Source organism: Priestia sp. JSM ZJ58 (genome assembly GCF_044383985.1).
Classification (GTDB): Bacteria; Bacillota; Bacilli; order Bacillales; family Bacillaceae_H; genus Priestia; species Priestia zanthoxyli.
The window spans coordinates 3,835,290-3,852,166 of record NZ_JBISEM010000001.1 but is presented as its reverse complement, the minus strand read 5'-3'; the positions used below and the strand labels follow the sequence as shown (position 1 = coordinate 3,852,166).

The 16,877-nt window shown below is 37.6% G+C and carries 17 protein-coding genes; 12 read left to right on the top strand and 5 right to left on the bottom strand.

Features of this window, described 5'->3' with window-relative positions; genetic code table 11:
- Positions 1-10 precede the first annotated feature (10 nt).
- The 4 genes from ACH6EI_RS19905 (at position 11) to ACH6EI_RS19890 (ending at position 3,049) form a co-directional block, all read left to right on the top strand.
- Positions 11-319, top strand: coding sequence for a hypothetical protein (locus ACH6EI_RS19905; RefSeq protein WP_034269656.1), 309 nt, complete (start codon positions 11-13; stop codon positions 317-319).
- A 217-nt stretch (positions 320-536) separates the two neighbouring features.
- Positions 537-1,292, top strand: coding sequence for an IclR family transcriptional regulator (locus ACH6EI_RS19900; protein ID WP_028412172.1), 756 nt, complete (start codon positions 537-539; stop codon positions 1,290-1,292).
- A 31-nt stretch (positions 1,293-1,323) separates the two neighbouring features.
- Positions 1,324-2,151 (top strand): aldo/keto reductase, encoded by an 828-nt coding sequence (locus ACH6EI_RS19895; protein ID WP_028412173.1) that lies wholly within the window; start codon positions 1,324-1,326, stop codon positions 2,149-2,151.
- Between the two features lie 121 nt (positions 2,152-2,272).
- Positions 2,273-3,049, top strand: a complete 777-nt coding sequence (locus ACH6EI_RS19890; protein ID WP_108674403.1) for an SDR family oxidoreductase — start codon at positions 2,273-2,275, stop codon at positions 3,047-3,049.
- Between the two features lie 13 nt (positions 3,050-3,062).
- On the opposite strand, the gene manA is transcribed toward ACH6EI_RS19890, so the two are convergent.
- The 5 genes from manA to ACH6EI_RS19865 form a co-directional block, all read right to left on the bottom strand.
- Positions 3,063-4,010 carry a mannose-6-phosphate isomerase, class I gene (gene manA / locus ACH6EI_RS19885; RefSeq protein ID WP_189643488.1) on the bottom strand — a complete coding sequence of 316 codons (948 nt, stop codon included), beginning with the start codon at positions 4,008-4,010 and terminating at the stop codon, positions 3,063-3,065.
- A gap of 62 nt (positions 4,011-4,072) precedes the next feature.
- A complete protein-coding gene (gene mngB / locus ACH6EI_RS19880) occupies positions 4,073-6,673 on the bottom strand; it encodes a mannosylglycerate hydrolase (protein ID WP_394530547.1) in 2,601 nt (866 codons plus the stop codon).
- Between the two features lie 69 nt (positions 6,674-6,742).
- Positions 6,743-8,695 (bottom strand): PTS 2-O-a-mannosyl-D-glycerate transporter subunit IIABC, encoded by a 1,953-nt coding sequence (mngA, locus tag ACH6EI_RS19875; RefSeq protein WP_108674406.1) that lies wholly within the window; start codon positions 8,693-8,695, stop codon positions 6,743-6,745.
- A 132-nt stretch (positions 8,696-8,827) separates the two neighbouring features.
- Positions 8,828-9,553 (bottom strand): MurR/RpiR family transcriptional regulator, encoded by a 726-nt coding sequence (locus ACH6EI_RS19870; protein WP_108674407.1) that lies wholly within the window; start codon positions 9,551-9,553, stop codon positions 8,828-8,830.
- Between the two features lie 262 nt (positions 9,554-9,815).
- Entirely contained in the window at positions 9,816-10,271 is a 456-nt protein-coding gene (locus tag ACH6EI_RS19865; RefSeq protein ID WP_025749716.1) for a MarR family winged helix-turn-helix transcriptional regulator, read from the bottom strand.
- A 352-nt stretch (positions 10,272-10,623) separates the two neighbouring features.
- On the opposite strand from ACH6EI_RS19865, the gene ACH6EI_RS19860 reads away from it, so the two are divergent.
- From ACH6EI_RS19860 to rbsD, 8 genes are all read left to right on the top strand, one after another.
- Positions 10,624-11,262, top strand: a complete 639-nt coding sequence (locus ACH6EI_RS19860) for a biotin/lipoyl-containing protein (RefSeq protein ID WP_028412179.1) — start codon at positions 10,624-10,626, stop codon at positions 11,260-11,262.
- Positions 11,263-11,304: 42 nt separating this feature from the next.
- Positions 11,305-12,930 carry a DHA2 family efflux MFS transporter permease subunit gene (locus ACH6EI_RS19855; RefSeq protein WP_028412180.1) on the top strand — a complete coding sequence of 542 codons (1,626 nt, stop codon included), beginning with the start codon at positions 11,305-11,307 and terminating at the stop codon, positions 12,928-12,930.
- Positions 12,931-12,948: 18 nt separating this feature from the next.
- A complete protein-coding gene (locus ACH6EI_RS19850) occupies positions 12,949-13,479 on the top strand; it encodes an NAD(P)H-dependent oxidoreductase (protein WP_014461382.1) in 531 nt (176 codons plus the stop codon).
- An 8-nt stretch (positions 13,480-13,487) separates the two neighbouring features.
- Entirely contained in the window at positions 13,488-13,910 is a 423-nt protein-coding gene (locus ACH6EI_RS19845) for a hypothetical protein (RefSeq protein ID WP_108674408.1), read from the top strand.
- Between the two features lie 162 nt (positions 13,911-14,072).
- The gene (locus ACH6EI_RS19840) at positions 14,073-14,498 is read left to right on the top strand and encodes a MarR family winged helix-turn-helix transcriptional regulator (protein ID WP_028412182.1); all 426 of its coding nucleotides are present in this window, start codon (positions 14,073-14,075) and stop codon (positions 14,496-14,498) included.
- A 117-nt stretch (positions 14,499-14,615) separates the two neighbouring features.
- Positions 14,616-15,605, top strand: a complete 990-nt coding sequence (locus ACH6EI_RS19835; RefSeq protein WP_049163042.1) for a LacI family DNA-binding transcriptional regulator — start codon at positions 14,616-14,618, stop codon at positions 15,603-15,605.
- Positions 15,598-16,476 carry a ribokinase gene (gene rbsK, locus ACH6EI_RS19830; protein ID WP_028412184.1) on the top strand — a complete coding sequence of 293 codons (879 nt, stop codon included), beginning with the start codon at positions 15,598-15,600 and terminating at the stop codon, positions 16,474-16,476. The genes ACH6EI_RS19835 and rbsK overlap by 8 nt, the downstream gene beginning before the upstream one ends.
- Positions 16,477-16,866: a D-ribose pyranase gene (gene rbsD, locus ACH6EI_RS19825; protein ID WP_108674409.1), complete on the top strand. Its 390-nt coding sequence runs from the start codon at positions 16,477-16,479 to the stop codon at positions 16,864-16,866.
- Positions 16,867-16,877 lie beyond the last annotated feature (11 nt).

Genomic DNA, 16,877 nt, shown 5'->3' with positions numbered 1-16,877 from the left:
AGGTGAAATAATGGCATTTGGAATCAAACGCCCGGAACTAAACGCATGGAAAGCAGCTGTTAAGCGAGGAGAGATCGCATTTTTAACTCATTACTGGCTCGATGAGCGTTTTCCACACGCAACTACCGTAACAAAAGTAGGTTGCAGTGACTTAAATAAGCTGATTAAGTGGGGAGAAAAGTATGGTATTCCCGCTAAGTATATTGATAATCGATCCGGCTATCCTCATTTCGATTTACTAGGCGAGCGTCAGAAAGAAATTATGAAAAAGGAAAATCAGCTGGAGCAGCTGAAGCGATTTGAAGAAGTTAACGAATGAAAAGCAAAGTTAATTTTAAAAAACTGTAAAAAAATTCTATTGTTACGGCTTTTTTTATGTTTAAATAGAAAAAACAGTGGAATAGATTAAGAAGAACAATTACGTTATGTATTCTCTCATATAGGGAAAATAAGTTGATTTAGTTTCCTTATTTGATACGATAAAGAGCTTTGTTTTATAATAAAATTGTTGTTCGGATAAAAGGAGGAAGAAGGGCATGTCCGAGGTTGGAACTTTAAAAAAAGGATTAGATATCTTCTCTTTGCTTTTAAACCGTCCGAATATGACTATTCCGGAAATGATGGAAGCGCTCGGTTTTAATAAGAGTACGATGTATCGTCTTGTGAGCACGCTTGAACAAAACGGATTTATTGTAAGAAACCCGTCTAACCGCTATACGGTTTCACCACAACTGGTGCTGGCACTCGTACAAAATACGATGCATACGAACTATGAAATGAATTGGCTCTCAGTTCCTGCTATGCAGAAGCTGAGTGAAGAGACCAATGAGACCATTTACGCGGGAATTCTCCATCATAAACAGATGGTTACAACTCAGGTGGTGAACGGGCAATATAGCACTCGTACGCATTCCGAAGTAGGAAATAAAAAGCCGCTTCATGCAAATGCTATTGGAAAGTGTATTCTTGCTTATCAAGAGGACAGCGTGCAAAAATCTATTCTTCACGAACTTTCGCTTGAAGCTTATACAGATCGAACGATCACCGAGCTGGACGAGCTGGAAGCTGACTTAGCTTTAAGTAAGGAAAGAGGATATGCTGTCGATGATGAAGAACGGGAGCCTGGCGTTCGCTGTATTGCAGCCCCTATTTTCAGAAAAGGAAAAATAATGGCAGCTATTGCTTTATCAGGTCCATCCGTTCGTATTTCAGAAGAGAAAGACGAAGAACATGCTGCACTTGTTAAACAGTGCGCAGAACAAATTTCACAAGCAATTACTCTTTACGAATAATTCAACAGTAAAAAAGGGGATGAACAGCAACATGGAAAACTTACAGTCAACGACGACCTTAGCAAACGGCGTGAAAATGCCTTGGTTAGGTTTAGGTGTTTATAAAGTAGAAGATGGTCAAGAAGTTGTAGATTCAGTTAAATATGCAATCAAAGCTGGATACAAAAGCATTGATACGGCTAAAATTTATGAAAATGAAGAAGGCGTGGGACAAGCGATCAAAGAATCAGGTGTTTCTCGCGAAGAACTATTTGTTACATCAAAAGTGTGGAATGCAGATCAAGGATATGACACAACTCTTCAAGCGTTTGAAACAAGCTTAAACAAGCTAGGTCTTGAATATTTAGATTTATACTTAATTCACTGGCCGGTTGAAGGTAAGTATAAAGATACGTGGAAAGCACTTGAAAAGCTTTATAAAGACGGGAAGATTCGTGCAATCGGCGTATCGAATTTCCAAGTGCATCATCTAGAAGACTTAATTGCAGATGCAGAAGTTAAGCCGATGGTAAACCAAATCGAATTTCATCCACTTTTAACACAAACAGAAGTGCGTGAATACTGCAAAAAACAAGGAATCCAAGTGGAAGCATGGTCACCGCTTGCACAAGGTGAGCTGCTTGATAACGAAGTGTTAACTCAAATTGCTGAAAAGCACGGAAAATCAACTGCTCAAGTTATCTTACGTTGGGACTTGCAAAACGAAGTAGTAACGATTCCTAAGTCAACAAAAGAACATCGTATTATCCAAAATGCAGACGTATTTGATTTTGAATTAAATGCAGAAGAAGTTGAAAAAATTAACGCATTAAATCAAAATCATCGCGTAGGTCCAGATCCAGATAACTTTGACTTTTAATGTTAAATTAAGACTAAAACGTCTTGTAAGATAAATAATAAACAAAGCGCTATTGTCATTCATGCAGTAGCGCTTTGTTTATTAATTAGGAAATGTGATGGTTGAACGAGGAGGAAAAGTAATGAAAATGTCAGGAAACACTATTTTAATTACGGGCGGAGCGTCTGGAATTGGATTGGCGCTTGCAGAACGTTTTTTAAAGGAAGGAAATGAAGTTATTATTTGTGGAAGAAGGGAATCAAAGCTGCAAGAAGCAAAAGAAAGATTCCCTTCGTTACATACAAAAGTGTGCGACGTATCAATAGAAGAAAGCAGAGTAGAGCTGGTAAAGTGGGCGACTGAAAGGTTCCCAAAATTAAATGTTATTGTGAATAATGCAGGCATTCAGCAGCGCGTAAATCTTTTACACATGCACGAAGAGTGGCAGTATTACGAAAAAGAACTAATGAGTAATGTAAGTGCTCCTATTCATTTAACTTCGCTATTGATTCCTCATTTCGTTCAACAAGAACGTGCTGCGGTTATTAACGTAACGTCGGGGCTGTCTTTAACACCTGGAGCATGGGTGCCAGTTTACAGCGCAACAAAAGCGGCGTTAAGGTCGTTTACGATTAGTTTAAGACATCAAGTAGAAGAAACAAATACCGAAGTGATAGAAATTCTTCCTCCAGCCGTGAACACGGATTTAGGAGGACCGGGACTTCATACATTTGGAGCACCGCTTGATGACTTTGCTGATTCAATATTTGAAGAACTGAAAAAAGGCAAAATCGAAATTGGCTATGGAGACAGCGCTAAAAGGCTTCATGCTTCTAAAGAAGAAATTGAGAAAGCTACAGCACAGGCTTGGAGGGGATTTTTGAAAAATAATCCTGAATTTTTAAAACCCAAGGCGTGAAACGCCTTGGGTTTTAAAGGTAAGAGACCATAAGATCAAGCCCTCCTTCTAATTGAAATATATCGTTAGCAGCAGGTAATAAAAAATGGTCACCTTTTTGCAGATGAAAAGATTGGTTGTTAAATTTAAGCAAGCCATTTCCTTCAATTACACTGCATAATAGAAACGGATAGATGTGTTCAAAGGAAGCGTGTCCTGAAATTTCCCATTTTTCGACTGTAAAATAAGGGCTTCTCACGAAGGTCGTAACCATATAATTTTTACCTTCTGTGATTTCTGCCTCTACTTGATAGTTTTGATGCGGAATTGTAATGACATCTTTTGATTGCTTTAAATGAAGTTCACGTTTCTTTCCATCATTGCTGATTCTATTGTAGTCATACAAGCGATACGTTGTATCCGAGTTTTGCTGTGTTTCTAGTACTAAGGTTCCCTTACATAAAGCGTGAACAGTTCCGCTTGGTACATAGAAAAAATCACCTTTTTTTATAGGAATGCGCTGAAGAAATTGGTTCCAGTTTCCTTGATCAATCATGGAAACTAGCTCTTCTTTTGATTGAGCGTGATGCCCGAAGACTAGTTCTGCTTTCTCATCGCAGTCGATAATATACCAGCACTCTGTTTTCCCCAACTCTCCGTTTGCATGGTTGGAAGCATAGGCATCATTGGGATGTACTTGAACAGATAAATCATGATTCGCATCCAAAATTTTAACAAGAAGAGGGAATTTTTCTCCTTCTATATCTCCGAATAATTCACGATTTGCTTTCCAAAGTTCCCCTAGAGCTTTTCCCTTATGGACGCCATTTGACACCACTGACTGACCATTAGGATGTGCAGAAATTGCCCAGCATTCACCAACTGAATTCGATTCAATATTATAGTGGAAATCTGTTCTTAGTTTTTGACCGCCCCAAACGCGATCCTGAAATACGGGAGTGAAAAAAAGTGGTTCTATCATTATTATTCACCTCTATAAGTAAGTAACATGAGTGCCGGCATACTCATCTAAGGAACTAACAATTATGCAAAAAGAATTGATTTGACTTGATTGCTCTTGACAGGTAAAGAAATTGAAGAGTCGTTTACTTGTAAAGTTTGAATAGGCTTTTCATTTAAATTGATTTCGTATACTTCCTCTGCTTTAAGTTTAAACAGGGCTATTTTTTCTTTACTTGCTGCATTGTAGAATCGTAAAATAAGTGCGGAATCTTTCTCAGCTTTTTTTAAGGTACTAATAACCATATCGCTGTTTTCTTCTGTCAAAAGACTAAAGCTCATTGGAGTAGAAATATTTTCTTTATTTAGCTTCATGGCGTTGAACGGTATTTTATTATAAAAATGAACAGGTGTTGTGTAATGTTTAGCAATTCGAGCAATATTAGCAGAGTTAGAATGAGTGACAAGTGCAAATTCAAGACGCAGCTTACCAATCATTTGGGAATCAGGCGTTGGAAGTTTGATTCCAGATGGTCGACCTGGTCTTCTAATTAATTCTTCTTTACCTAATGTGCCTACGCTGCGGAATAACGTAAGAGCGATAGTTTCATAGTTTTCGCCTATAATTTCGTATTCACGAATACTATTAGTCAGAACACTTACACCCTTATTATAATCAGCAAGGCTTACAAAACTTAGCATTGGATAAATTGAATCAGGGCGTTCATCCCAGCCTTCTTGTTGCCAAAGGTCCATCGCACTGTCGTACACATCTCGTTTGATCGTGCCAAATTGGTTATCAGATACAGAGAATGATGAAGCAATTTCTGTTGGAATCAATGCTCTTAATCGATGGTCTTCAGCTTGATTGTTTATTTCCATTTCTATTGAAATAATTTGTTTATGCATAGGAATTATTAGCTTCATACTGATATCAATTGAGCTATTGATATTTCTATATTTTCGTGCTTCTAAATTTTTAGGAACGTCGAATGTATAATGAATCTCAACGGTGGCTTCGTATTTATTTTCTGTCATTAAAACAGTTGCATTTACGTTGTTGCTATACAGTAATTGTTCATTTTCAAGAGGAGAGAAGTCATACTCGTCACCATCGTCTCCGCCATTTTCTAGAAGCAGTACGTTATTGAACAGCTGATTTAGCTGCTTATCGAATAAATTGATTGTTCCGTTTTTGTTGGCAGTAATATGGTAAAATTCTGTTTCTATTTCTTTTACTTGTTGACATTGATTTTGTATAGAATCTTGTTCACTTGGAACAACAAAATATGTTTTATAGCCCATAGATGGAAGAGTGTCTTTAAATTGAACGGTATATTTGATAAACGGATCATAGTTACCATAGTGTACAATTTGACGATCGATAAGGCCTGGATCCATAACTTCACTATTTAATACATCAAAAGGAACTTGATTGTCATCTTTGTCAGTTAATGTGAAGGTTTTTAATTTGGTAATAATAGTAGTTGTTAAAACTTCTTCACGCTTATAAGGAAGGAAGTTAAATGCTGCCAAGCGATCAAAATCATTGTCTGCCTGAACAGAGTCTACAATTTTTCTTTTGTAAAATTCAATCAGCTGATCTGTTTTTTCCTCGGCTAAAAAGAAACGATTCATAATTTCACGATGCACTTTATCAGAACAGCAGCAGCCGATGCTATCATGGGCATGATTTTTCATAATTTCTTTCCATATTAGTTCAATAAGTCCATGGTGATACTCAAAACCTAATTTATAAGCCATTGAAGCTAAAGGTTCTAGTACGTTTGTAATTTTATTTTCAATTCGTGTATTGGCGGCTTTAATGTCGGTACGCGTTGAGTAAATACTGCGATGGACGCGCATGTATTTCCCATCTAAAAATTCACCTTGTAAAAGTGGGAGATCTTCATTTTTTTCTAGCTCTTCAAATACATTTTCGTATTTGCTCAAGAAAAACTCGCGTTCAGGATAAAGGGTTTTTAGCTTATCCATGATTGTAAATATATTTTGCTGAATTGGCATTTGATCATGTCCATTTGGCAAAATAATATTTTTAGTTGTAGCGCCACGATCAAGCACAGCAAAATATTTATCGATTCGTTTTTGCAATTCACTTTCATCTTCAGGTAAATATTTACCGATTGCATAACCTAATGGGAAAAGTTGAACAAGCACCTTAGAACCGTCCTCTGTTCGCCAGTAAAACTCTGTTTTGTCTGTACCATGACGTTCTGAAGTTCCTCTCCAAAAAATAGAGTAATGGATATCAAATCCATTTAAAATTTGCGGCATTTGTGCGGATTGTCCAAATGAATCAGGCAAATAGCCAATTTTCATTGAGCTTCCGAATTCTTCGCAATCTTTCAACCCATATAAAAGGTTGCGGACGATTGATTCACCACCAACCACCATTTCATCGGTCTGGGTATACCAAGGACCGATAATAAGCTTTCCCTTTGTAACAAGAGCTTTTACTCGTTCTTTGTTTTCTGGCTTCACCGCGAAGTAATCTTCTAAAATAGAGGTTTGTCCATCTAATACGTAATAAGGGTAGTCAGGGTTGGTTTCAAGCATATGCAAAATTTCTTCCATATTATTAACAAGAAGGATGCGTGATTCTTCTGTTGAAAAGTACCATTCTCGATCCCAGTGCATATGAGGTACAATGTGAACATTCTTCATGAGTATATTCCTCCAATTATATGTAGTTTGATAGTGCCGACGGGTGGAAAGCTGCCGGCACTGCTTCTATTAAATAGCTTTGCTGTTACTTTCTGATGCTAAATTTGCTTCAGGGCTGATTTTTTTTTGCTTTTTTAGCTTTGTTTTGCGTGTTACAAGGAGCAAAATCGTTGAAATAGCTGCTCCTACAACGGCTGCACCTAACCAAATTCCCACACCTAGTAGCACAGGCTGCCCTTTTAAAAGTGCTAATGAGAAAATGCCTGCACCAGGAACATTTAATCCTATTTGAAAATAAGAAACAATGGCTCCTGTTACAGCAGAACCAGCAATGAGTGAAGGAATAACACGAAGGGGATCGTTCATCATAAAAGGAATGGCCCCTTCTGTAATACCGGCTAACCCAAGCAGCCACGTTTGTTTTCCCACCTCTTGCTCTTGTTTTGAAAAATGTTTCTTTCCAATAATAGTAGCTCCTGTAATGGAGAATGCTGAAACCATTTTGACAGATGCAAATGTAGCGTAGGGTACAAAGTTTCCGCTTGCCATCGCTCCGATACAAAATGTATATGCAGCTTTATTGATAGGCCCTCCTAAATCAAATGACACCATAGCGCCAATTAAAGCGCCTAAGATAATAGCGTTAGTGCCAGACATTCCTTGCAGCCAACTAATAAGTCCCTCGTTAAGGAAAGCAAGAGGTTTGCCGATGACAAACAGCATAATAGAACCAACAACTAAGGTACCGACAACAGGGTAAAGCCAAAAGCTAATGAATCCTGCAAAGGTGCCTTTAGGTTTAATTTTATTTTTCAATAACTTCAAGAAATAACCAGCTAAAATCCCACCTAGCATTCCACCTAGGAAACCGCTTCCGATTAAGTTGGCAGCTACACCAGCAGCAAATCCCGGTCCAAGAGCGGGTTTATCAGCAATGGAATAAGCCATGTAAGCGGCCAAAATTGGAACCATTAATGTGCCTAAAAGAGTACCTCCAAGTTGACGAAGCATCCAGAGCCAAGAACCTTCAGCATTGTACACCTCTTGAAGATTAAATGCTTGAGAAATGAGAACAGCTGCTGCCAATGTCATTCCACCTGCTACGATAATTGGAATGATGTATGAAATCCCTGTTAGAATGGAATCTTTAATTTCTTTTTTTATGGATTGTTTATCTTCTTCGTCTGAAGCAGTGCTCACATATTCCTTTTTGGTGGCGCTTTCAGATTTTTGTAAAGCATCGTTTAATAATTTTTTTGCTTGCCTTAATGGTGATGCCACCGAGGTTTTGACTTTAGGCAAATGTCGGTAGCGCTCTTCATTTTTTACAGCCACATCTGTTGCGAAAATTACTGCATCTGCTTTTTGTAAAAGAGAGTGTGTGTGGCGGTCTTCAATTCCATTAGCTCCTTGTTTCTCAACGAAAACATCAATACCGAGTTCTTTACCAGCCTTTACAAGAGCTTCCGCTGCCATATATGTATGAGCAATACCAGCTGGGCAAGCCGTAACTGCAAGTACTGTTTTATTAAGTTTGGGTACAGCTGCTATAGCTTCAGTAGTTTGTTCAGCATCTAAACGTTGAAATAAATCCTCATTTGTTGTGGCTTGTAATAAACTCTTTTTATAGTCTTCATTTGATAAACGAGTGACTAGTTCTGATAGCAAAGTTAAATGTGTGGAACCGGATTCATTTTCTGGTATAGCTAATAGGATAATAAGTTCAACTTGGTTGGCGGGATCTATACTTTCCCATGTGTGAATCGGTTTTCTTAACGTTGCAACAGCAAAGGCAGCTTCTTTTACAGCTGTTGATTTACCGTGGGGAATGGCTAATCCTCCTTCAAATCCTGTCGGAGAAAGCTCTTCACGAGCGATAACTGCTTTATAAAACTCATCTTCAGAATGAAGTTTACCAGCTTTACTCAATTGTTTAATTAAGTAGCGAATAATTTCATCTTTAGATTCAAACGGTTGTTTTGTATCAATTAACGCTGGTGATGTAAGGTTTTGCAATAACATGTTTGAACCCCCTTTGTTTGAATGATTTCCTTTGATAGTTCTATCGTAGCACAAAAAAAATAAGAAGAGATTTTCTTCTTATTTTTACACATTCGGAAATATAAAAAGGTTTTTTTTGTGTATAAATACACATTACTCATGATTCCAAAAACATTCAGAAAGTTTTCGTAACACAATCATCAGCGGGGTACGATCTGTTGCATTGTAGCCGTGTATTACTTTTTGAGGTGCGTAGCAATATAAATTATACTCTGCTATTTGCTGTAAAGGATTGCGTGTAAAGTTGGTCATAGATACAATAGGTATTTGTTTTTCATGACCTAGACAAGCTATTTCTAATACCTGAGAGGTTTCACCAGTCAAGCTGATAAGAAAAAGGACATCATCTTTTTGGAGATATTCAAGTTCATGAATCATATCATGTCTATGCATATGGAACTCACTTTGCTTCCCTGTAATTTTTAAATTTTTGACCATCATTTCACAAAAAGGGACGGTATCTCCTACGCCAAAAAAAAGAATACGCTTTGCATGATGAAGAAGCCTAGTTACGGTATGTAATCTTTCAACATCTATAATATTCAATGTTTTTTGAATATTATAAGCGAGGGAGTCTTCCTTTATAATAGGCGAACTAAGCTCGCTTTTTAAGTTGTTTTTAAAATGTGAATATCCATCATAATCAAGTTTTTTACAAAAACGAGTAATGGTATTTGGTACGGTAAATAATTGAGATGCTAGGTATTGAATAGACATGTGAACAATATCTTGTGTATGTTCTCTTATATATTCGACGATTTGATCATCGGTATCATTTAATTTGTATTCAAATTTGTGAACACGGTCTTCGAATAGCACAGTAGATGCTCACCTCAGCTTTTCCTTTATTAATGAGTATAGTTATTATAGCAGATTATTGAAGCAGAGAAGAGCGGAAGTAATGATTAAGAGAAGATTAGAGATGATATTTGTGTGTGAAAATTGTTAGGGAATTGTTACGTTATACAATGAATGGTTATAAGTGCATGTATATAATAGAAAAGAAAGGGTAAGCTTCTTTTTTGTAAAAAGATATAAAAAGCGTGTGTCCATAAAATAAATGAACACACGTTTTTTAGCATTAACGATCTACAGTTTGTCTAATTCGTTTTTCCATTTTTTCAAGCATGCGGAGGTACTCATCCTGTTCTTCAGGAGTTAGAGCAAAAAGCATGTCTTGCCAAAATAAATTTCGCTGCTCAATTACATAGTTCACTAATGTTTCGCCAGCCTCTGTTAAGGATATCCATACAATTCGGCGGTCTTTTTGGTCACGTACGCGCTTAATGAGTGCATCATCTTCTAATTGATTTAATAAAATGGTAGTAGCCCCGGAGGTTAGCTTTAGATTTGAAGAAATTTCGGCTACCATACGTTTAGAGCTGATTCCAATGAATTTTAGAATTAAAAATTTTGTAATGGTCAAATTATAGGGCTGCTCACTGATTTTATCTTCCAAGAGCTTTCGCTTGAGTTCAAATAATGAGGTTTTAACTTGGTCAAGTTTTTCTAGTTTATCTATTAACTGCTGATCCATCATAATCACCTTTTCTTTATCATTATAGGTGTTAAACAATTGCTGCTAGTTACCTATTGTGGTTTATGTATATAGGGAGTTTGTTCCAAAAAAAGGAGCTGTTTTTATGTATAACCCTATGCTTATATATCTAACTTTAAAGTAAAGTAAAGTACTTGTAAAGAAACCAAAACTTTTAAGTTGTATTTCAGTTAAAGATGTAGTAAAGTATTCAGTCGGGAAAACTTTATGAAACATAAATGTTTAGTTTTAAAAATAAATTAAAATCAAAGTTATTTACAACTAAATATCTTTGTGATAAAGTTATCTAGCGTAATACTTAACTGAATGAAATATTAAGGAGGTAAAATAAATGTCAAGAGGGCGTTTAATTTTAATGAACTTTATCGGAATTATTGTAGTATTAGCTTTAATTATTGGTGGGGGATACTATTATATTCAAAAATCTAATTATGTATCCACAGACAATGCAAAAGTGTCGGGCGATCTTTATACAGTAGTAGCGCCAGCGGCAGGTAAAGTAGCAAGCTGGAATATTGAAGAAGGTAAGGATGTTTCAAAAGACGATGAGGTAGCTAAAATCCAATCAGAAGATGGAGAAAAAACAGTTACAGTACCAGAGGATGGTAAAATCATCAAAACACAGGTAAAAGAAAATCAAATGGTTCAAGCTGGTCAACAAATTGCTAGCGAAGTAGATATGAATAACTTATTCATCATTGCAAACATTAAAGAAGACAAATTAAAAGATATTGAAGCTGGCGATGACGTTGATGTAACAGTTGACGGAGATACTAAAACAACAATCGATGGAAAAGTAGAAGAAATCGGTTATGCAACAAACTCAATTTTCTCATTAATGCCAAGCTCTAATTCAGACGGCAACTATACGAAAGTATCACAAACAGTTCCTGTTAAAATCTCTATTTCTAACTACTCTGAAAACGTACTACCAGGTATGAACGCAGAAGTTAAAATCTCTAAAAACTAAGAACGTACATGATTAAGAAGAGAAGAAAGGAGGAAGGAACTGATGTCAGCAAACACGATACAACCAGAGGAAAGCTCAGTTAAAAAGCATATCCCGCTACTAGTCGTACTTATGCTTGGATTGTTCTTAGCAATTTTAAACCAAACGCTGCTAAATGTTGCGATTCCGCATCTGATTACAGAGTTTGGCGTTACGGCTAATACCGCACAGTGGTTGCTTACAGGATATATGCTTGTAAATGGTGCACTTATTCCATTATCAGCCTATTTAATTGAACGTTTTGGCGTTCGTCGCTTATTCTTATTTGCGATGGCCTGCTTTACAATTGGAGCGCTTGTCTGCGGAATCGCGCCGACTTTCTCAATTATGCTAATTGGACGTCTGGTTCAAGCAGTCGGGGGCGGAGTGCTAGCACCTCTAGTTATGACCATTATCGTATTTATTTTCCCTCCTCATATGCGCGGAAAAGGAATGGGTATCTTTGGTTTAGCCATGATGTTCGCTCCGGCAATTGGACCGACGCTTTCAGGATGGGTTATTCAAAACTATGACTGGCACATTTTATTTACGGGAATGGTGCCACTAGGTGCACTCGTACTTATTATTGCAGCTTTTAAATTAAAAGATATTAAACCGCCTCAAAATGTAAAAGTAGACCTAATTTCTGTGTTTACATCTCTTGCAGGTATGGCTTTACTTCTATACGGCTTCAGTGAAGCTGGAAACGATGGCTGGACGGATTCAGTTGTGTTATCAACGATGATCGGCGGTATTGTCTTATTAATCATCTTTGTTGTACAGCAGCTTCGACTTAAAAGTCCATTACTTGATGTGAGAGTATTTAAATACAATATTTTCTCATTATCTAATATCATCAGTATTGCCATTACAATCAGCATGTATGCTGGTATGTTCTTATTACCGATTTATTTGCAAAACATCCGTGGCTATTCAGCGTTTGACTCAGGCTTATTAATCTTGCCTGGTGCACTTGTTATGTTAGTCATGTCACCGATTTCTGGTACGCTGTTTGATAAATTAGGACCGCGTCCACTAGGGATTGTCGGGATGTTGATTACGGTTGTGACAACATTTGAATTTACAAAATTAACGCTTGAAACACCGTTTAGTCATATTGTTATTATTTATATGATTCGTGCATTCGGTATGTCATTATTAATGATGCCAATTATGACAGCTGGTTTAAATCAGCTGCCGGCAAAATTAAGCAGCCACGGTACATCTATGTCGAACACGCTTCGTCAGGTGAGTGGTTCAATCGGTATCAGTTTAATGACTACAATCTTTACAAATCGCACAACATATCATGTGAATGAAATGAGCAGTTCAATGACTACATCTGATCCATTCTTTATGAATAACTTCCAGGTATTTGTGCAAAAGATTGCTCAAACGCTTCACCTTTCTCAAACAGAAGCGCAAAAACAAGCTTTAACAACATTAGCTGGAAAAGTTCAAGCGCAAGCAACTGTACAAGGAATTAACGACGCGTTTTACTGGACAGTTATCATTGCCATTATTGGATTGATTTTAAGTTTCTTCCTACGTGATGTTCGTAAAGATCCAGTGGTAGAAGTAGAAGAGACAGAAAAAGAAACAACAGACGATATTCGTATGTTACCGGCACCAAAAGATATGAACTCATAAGCAACGGAGGGATAAAGGATGAAAATTTGTATCGTATATGATAGTGAAGGCGGACATACAGAGGCATTAGCAAAAGCGATTGCTTCTGGCGCTGAGCTGTCTGGAGAAGCAACTGTATATGTAAAGCATGTCGAAGAAGCAGATGTACGTGAACTGCCTGAAATGGATGCTATTATTTGGGGCTGCCCAGGGCATTTTGGAACAATCAGTTCAGGGTTAAAAACGTGGATTGATAAATTAGGTTATTTATGGGCAGAAGGTAAATTAATTGATAAAGTAGGTGCGGTGTTCTGTACAACAGCTACAACGCACGGTGGCTTAGAAGCAACGCTTTTAAATTTAATTACACCAATGCTTCACCAAGGAATGGTGATCGCTGGCTTACCAGGTAACATTCCAGAAAATGCGCTGTACGGTACTTATTACGGTGTGGGAATTACTTGTCCAATCGAAGGTGACGAATTATTAACAGAGAACGACCAAGCGCTAGGTAAAGCGTTAGGAGAACGTGTTGTTCAAGTGACTAAACGAATGACACAAGGACAGTAGGTGACAGTATGTTAGGTATTTTACTGATCGTTGTAGCTGTGATTCTGGTTGTCCTAATTATTACAATGAATGCTAAAGCATCATCTTCTAAGCGCCAGCGTACAGTTCCACCTAAAAAAGAAGCGGCTGCTTCAAATGCTCCTAAAGAGCCAAAAGTAGAAGAGAAAAAAGTAGCAGAAGAAAAACCTGCAGCATCAAAAGAAACACCAAAAGAAGAGCCAAAAGAGCCGCAGGCGAAGACGGAAACAAGAACATCTAGACATAAGAGAGAAAAAGATGTCATGAACGATGATATGTATCGTCAAGTGCTGCAAAAGTTTAGAGAAGGCGAAAAAGACGACACGGTTTTTACAAAAGAAGAACGTGACGTTATGAATGATGACGCTTTTCGTAAAGCTTTAAGATCGTTTAAGAAAAACGATAATGAATGAGTTTCTTCTATTATAATAGTACGGAATAAAACAGATAGAAAATAGGTCATAAGCATTCCGCGAAACTAGCCGCTCTCCCCAGGTTAGGTTTCGCTTGGAGTGCAGCAGGGGGCTGACATGTTAGAATCGACTCCCTGATTATAAGAAAGGGGACGTCAAAACATGGAACAGCTCACATTTATTGAAGAGGTCCAGAGAATTTCGATATCCCTTAACAAAAAGGTAATGACAGAGATAAAAGAAAGGTTACTTTCACAAGGGATTACGCCTTTTCAATATCATATCTTATTAATTATCGGTAAATGCAGTCATATTGGAGTAACCAAGCTGGCAGAGGAGATGCGTGTAAAGCCTAGTGCGATCACTCCTGTTATTACTCGTTTAATAGACTTAGAGTTAGTTTCACGCTATCACTCTAAAGAGGATCGCCGTAAGGTAAACATTGAGTTAACTGCTAAAGGTGAACAAGTGATTGAAGAAGCAAATGAAATTGTGCAAAAGATGATTGCTCATTTCTTTTCTTGCTATGAGCCGAAAGATCAAGAGCAATTTTTGAAATTATTTAAGAAACTAGACGCTAATATCTAATGAAAGAAACATCACTTCTTAATGGAGTGATTTTTTTTTGATAAAAAGATTGTCAACTTCACTTTTCCATGATATCATTTGTGTAAACGGTTACATATATGGAGGGAGGGAAATAAAGTGGTAACAATTCGTGATGTAGCAAAAGAAGCAGGTGTGTCCGTTGCGACCGTTTCGCGTGTTTTAAACAGTACAGGGTATGTAAAAGAAGACACGCGTGTGCGAGTAATGAATACAATTCAAAAATTAAACTACAGCCCTAACGAAGTAGCCCGTTCGCTTTATACACGTGAATCACGTTTGATTGGTCTATTGCTTCCAGACATCACAAACCCTTTTTTCCCTCAGCTCGCACGAGGAATAGAAGATGAAGTACATAGCCATGGATTTCGTTTAATTCTTGGCAATAGTGATGAGCAGTTAGAGAAAGAATTGACATATCTCCAAACGTTTACGCAAAATCATGTAGTAGGAATGATTACGGCAACAACAAGTTTAGCTCAGAAACTATATGAAGGTCTTACATTTCCCGTCGTGTTTTTAGATAGAAGTTCTGATCAGTATCCATCCGTTTATGCTGATGGTTTTGAAGGCGGGAAAATCGCTGCAGAAGAAATAATCAAAAGAGGAAGTAAAAGAATTACTCTTATCAAAGGTCCAGTAAATGTAAAGCCTGCTCAGGAACGTTTTCAAGGCTCTCTTTCTGTCTTGAGTCAGTCTGATGCAGACTTTTACGTATTAAATACAAATTCTCTAGCATTTGACGATGCGCAGAAATGGGCAAAGGAAATCTTTCAAAAGTACCCTGAAACAGACGGGATTATCGCAAGTAATGACATTGTAGCCACAGCTGTTTTACATGAGGCGTTTCGATTAGAGAAAAGCGTGCCTGATGATCTTCAAGTGATTGGTTTTGATGATATTCCGCAAAGCCGCTTTTCGTTTCCAGCCCTGTCTACAATTCGTCAGCCTGCTTACGAAATGGGCAAGCAAGCAGCAGGTCTGTTAATGAAATGCATTAAGAAAGAACCTTTAATTCAAAAGCAAGTACAACTACCCGTTACGTTTATTGAACGAAATACGACACGAAAGGTTGAGGAACATGGCTAAAGTAACTGTGATTGGAAGTTCATCAATGGATTTAGTAGTAACATCAAATATTCGTCCTGGAGCTGGAGAAACAGTGTTAGGAGAATCATTTAAAACCGTTCCGGGAGGAAAAGGAGCGAACCAAGCTGTTGCAGCAGCCCGGCTTGGAGCGGATGTGAGTATGATTGGATGTGTGGGCGAAGATCATTACGGAAAAGCAATCCTGGAGAATTTCAAATCAAACGGTGTATCTGTGGAAAATGTGAAACCGGTTACAGATTCAGATAGCGGAACAGCTCACATTATACTCGCTGAAGGAGACAACAGCATTGTAGTTGTTAAAGGAGCAAACGATTATATTACTCCAGACTACGTAGAAAAAGCCAAAGAAAAAATTAAAGAAGCTGATATCGTACTTATTCAGCAAGAAATTCCAGAAGAAACGGTTGAATATGTTGCTCAGCTTTGTCAGGAACTTAAAGTACCGCTTTTATTAAATCCAGCGCCTGCAAGACCATTAAAAGCAGAAGTGATTGAACAAGTTTCTTACATCACTCCAAATGAACATGAAGCAGCGCTTTTATTTGAAGGAAAAGAAAAAGAAGAAGTATTAAAACAGTATCCAAATAAATTGTTTATTACAGAAGGAAAACAAGGTGTACGCTATTTTAACGGCGAGAAAGAAGTATTGGTTCCTTCTTATCAAGTAGAAACGATTGATACAACAGGAGCAGGAGATACGTTTAACGCAGCGCTTGCTGTGGCACTTGCCGAAGGAATGGGTTTTGAAAAAGGAATTCAGTTTGCTAATCGCGCAGCTTCGCTATCCGTCACTAAATTTGGTGCGCAAGGCGGTATGCCGACTCGAAAAGAAGTGGAGGAGAGTCTGTAAATGAAACGTCACGGAATGATTAACAGTCATATTACGAAAATACTAACAGATCTAGGTCATACAGACACTATTGTCATTGCAGATGCAGGGTTACCTGTTCCGAGTGACGTGCCTAAAATTGATTTATCTTTAAAGCTAGGAGTGCCTAGCTTTGAAGATGTAGTAGTAGCTGTGTTAGAAGATATGGCTACAGAAAAAATAGTGATTGCTTCTGAAATGAAAGAAAGAAATCAAAAGGCTTACGAGTTGATAGAAAAGCAAAACATCTTAGTAGAAGAAGTATCGCATGAACAATTGAAAATGTTGACAAGCAAAGCGAAAGTTGTGATTCGTACAGGAGAAGCAACTCCTTATGCAAACTGTATTTTACAAGCGGGAGTTATTTTTTAAAAGAGGTGAAC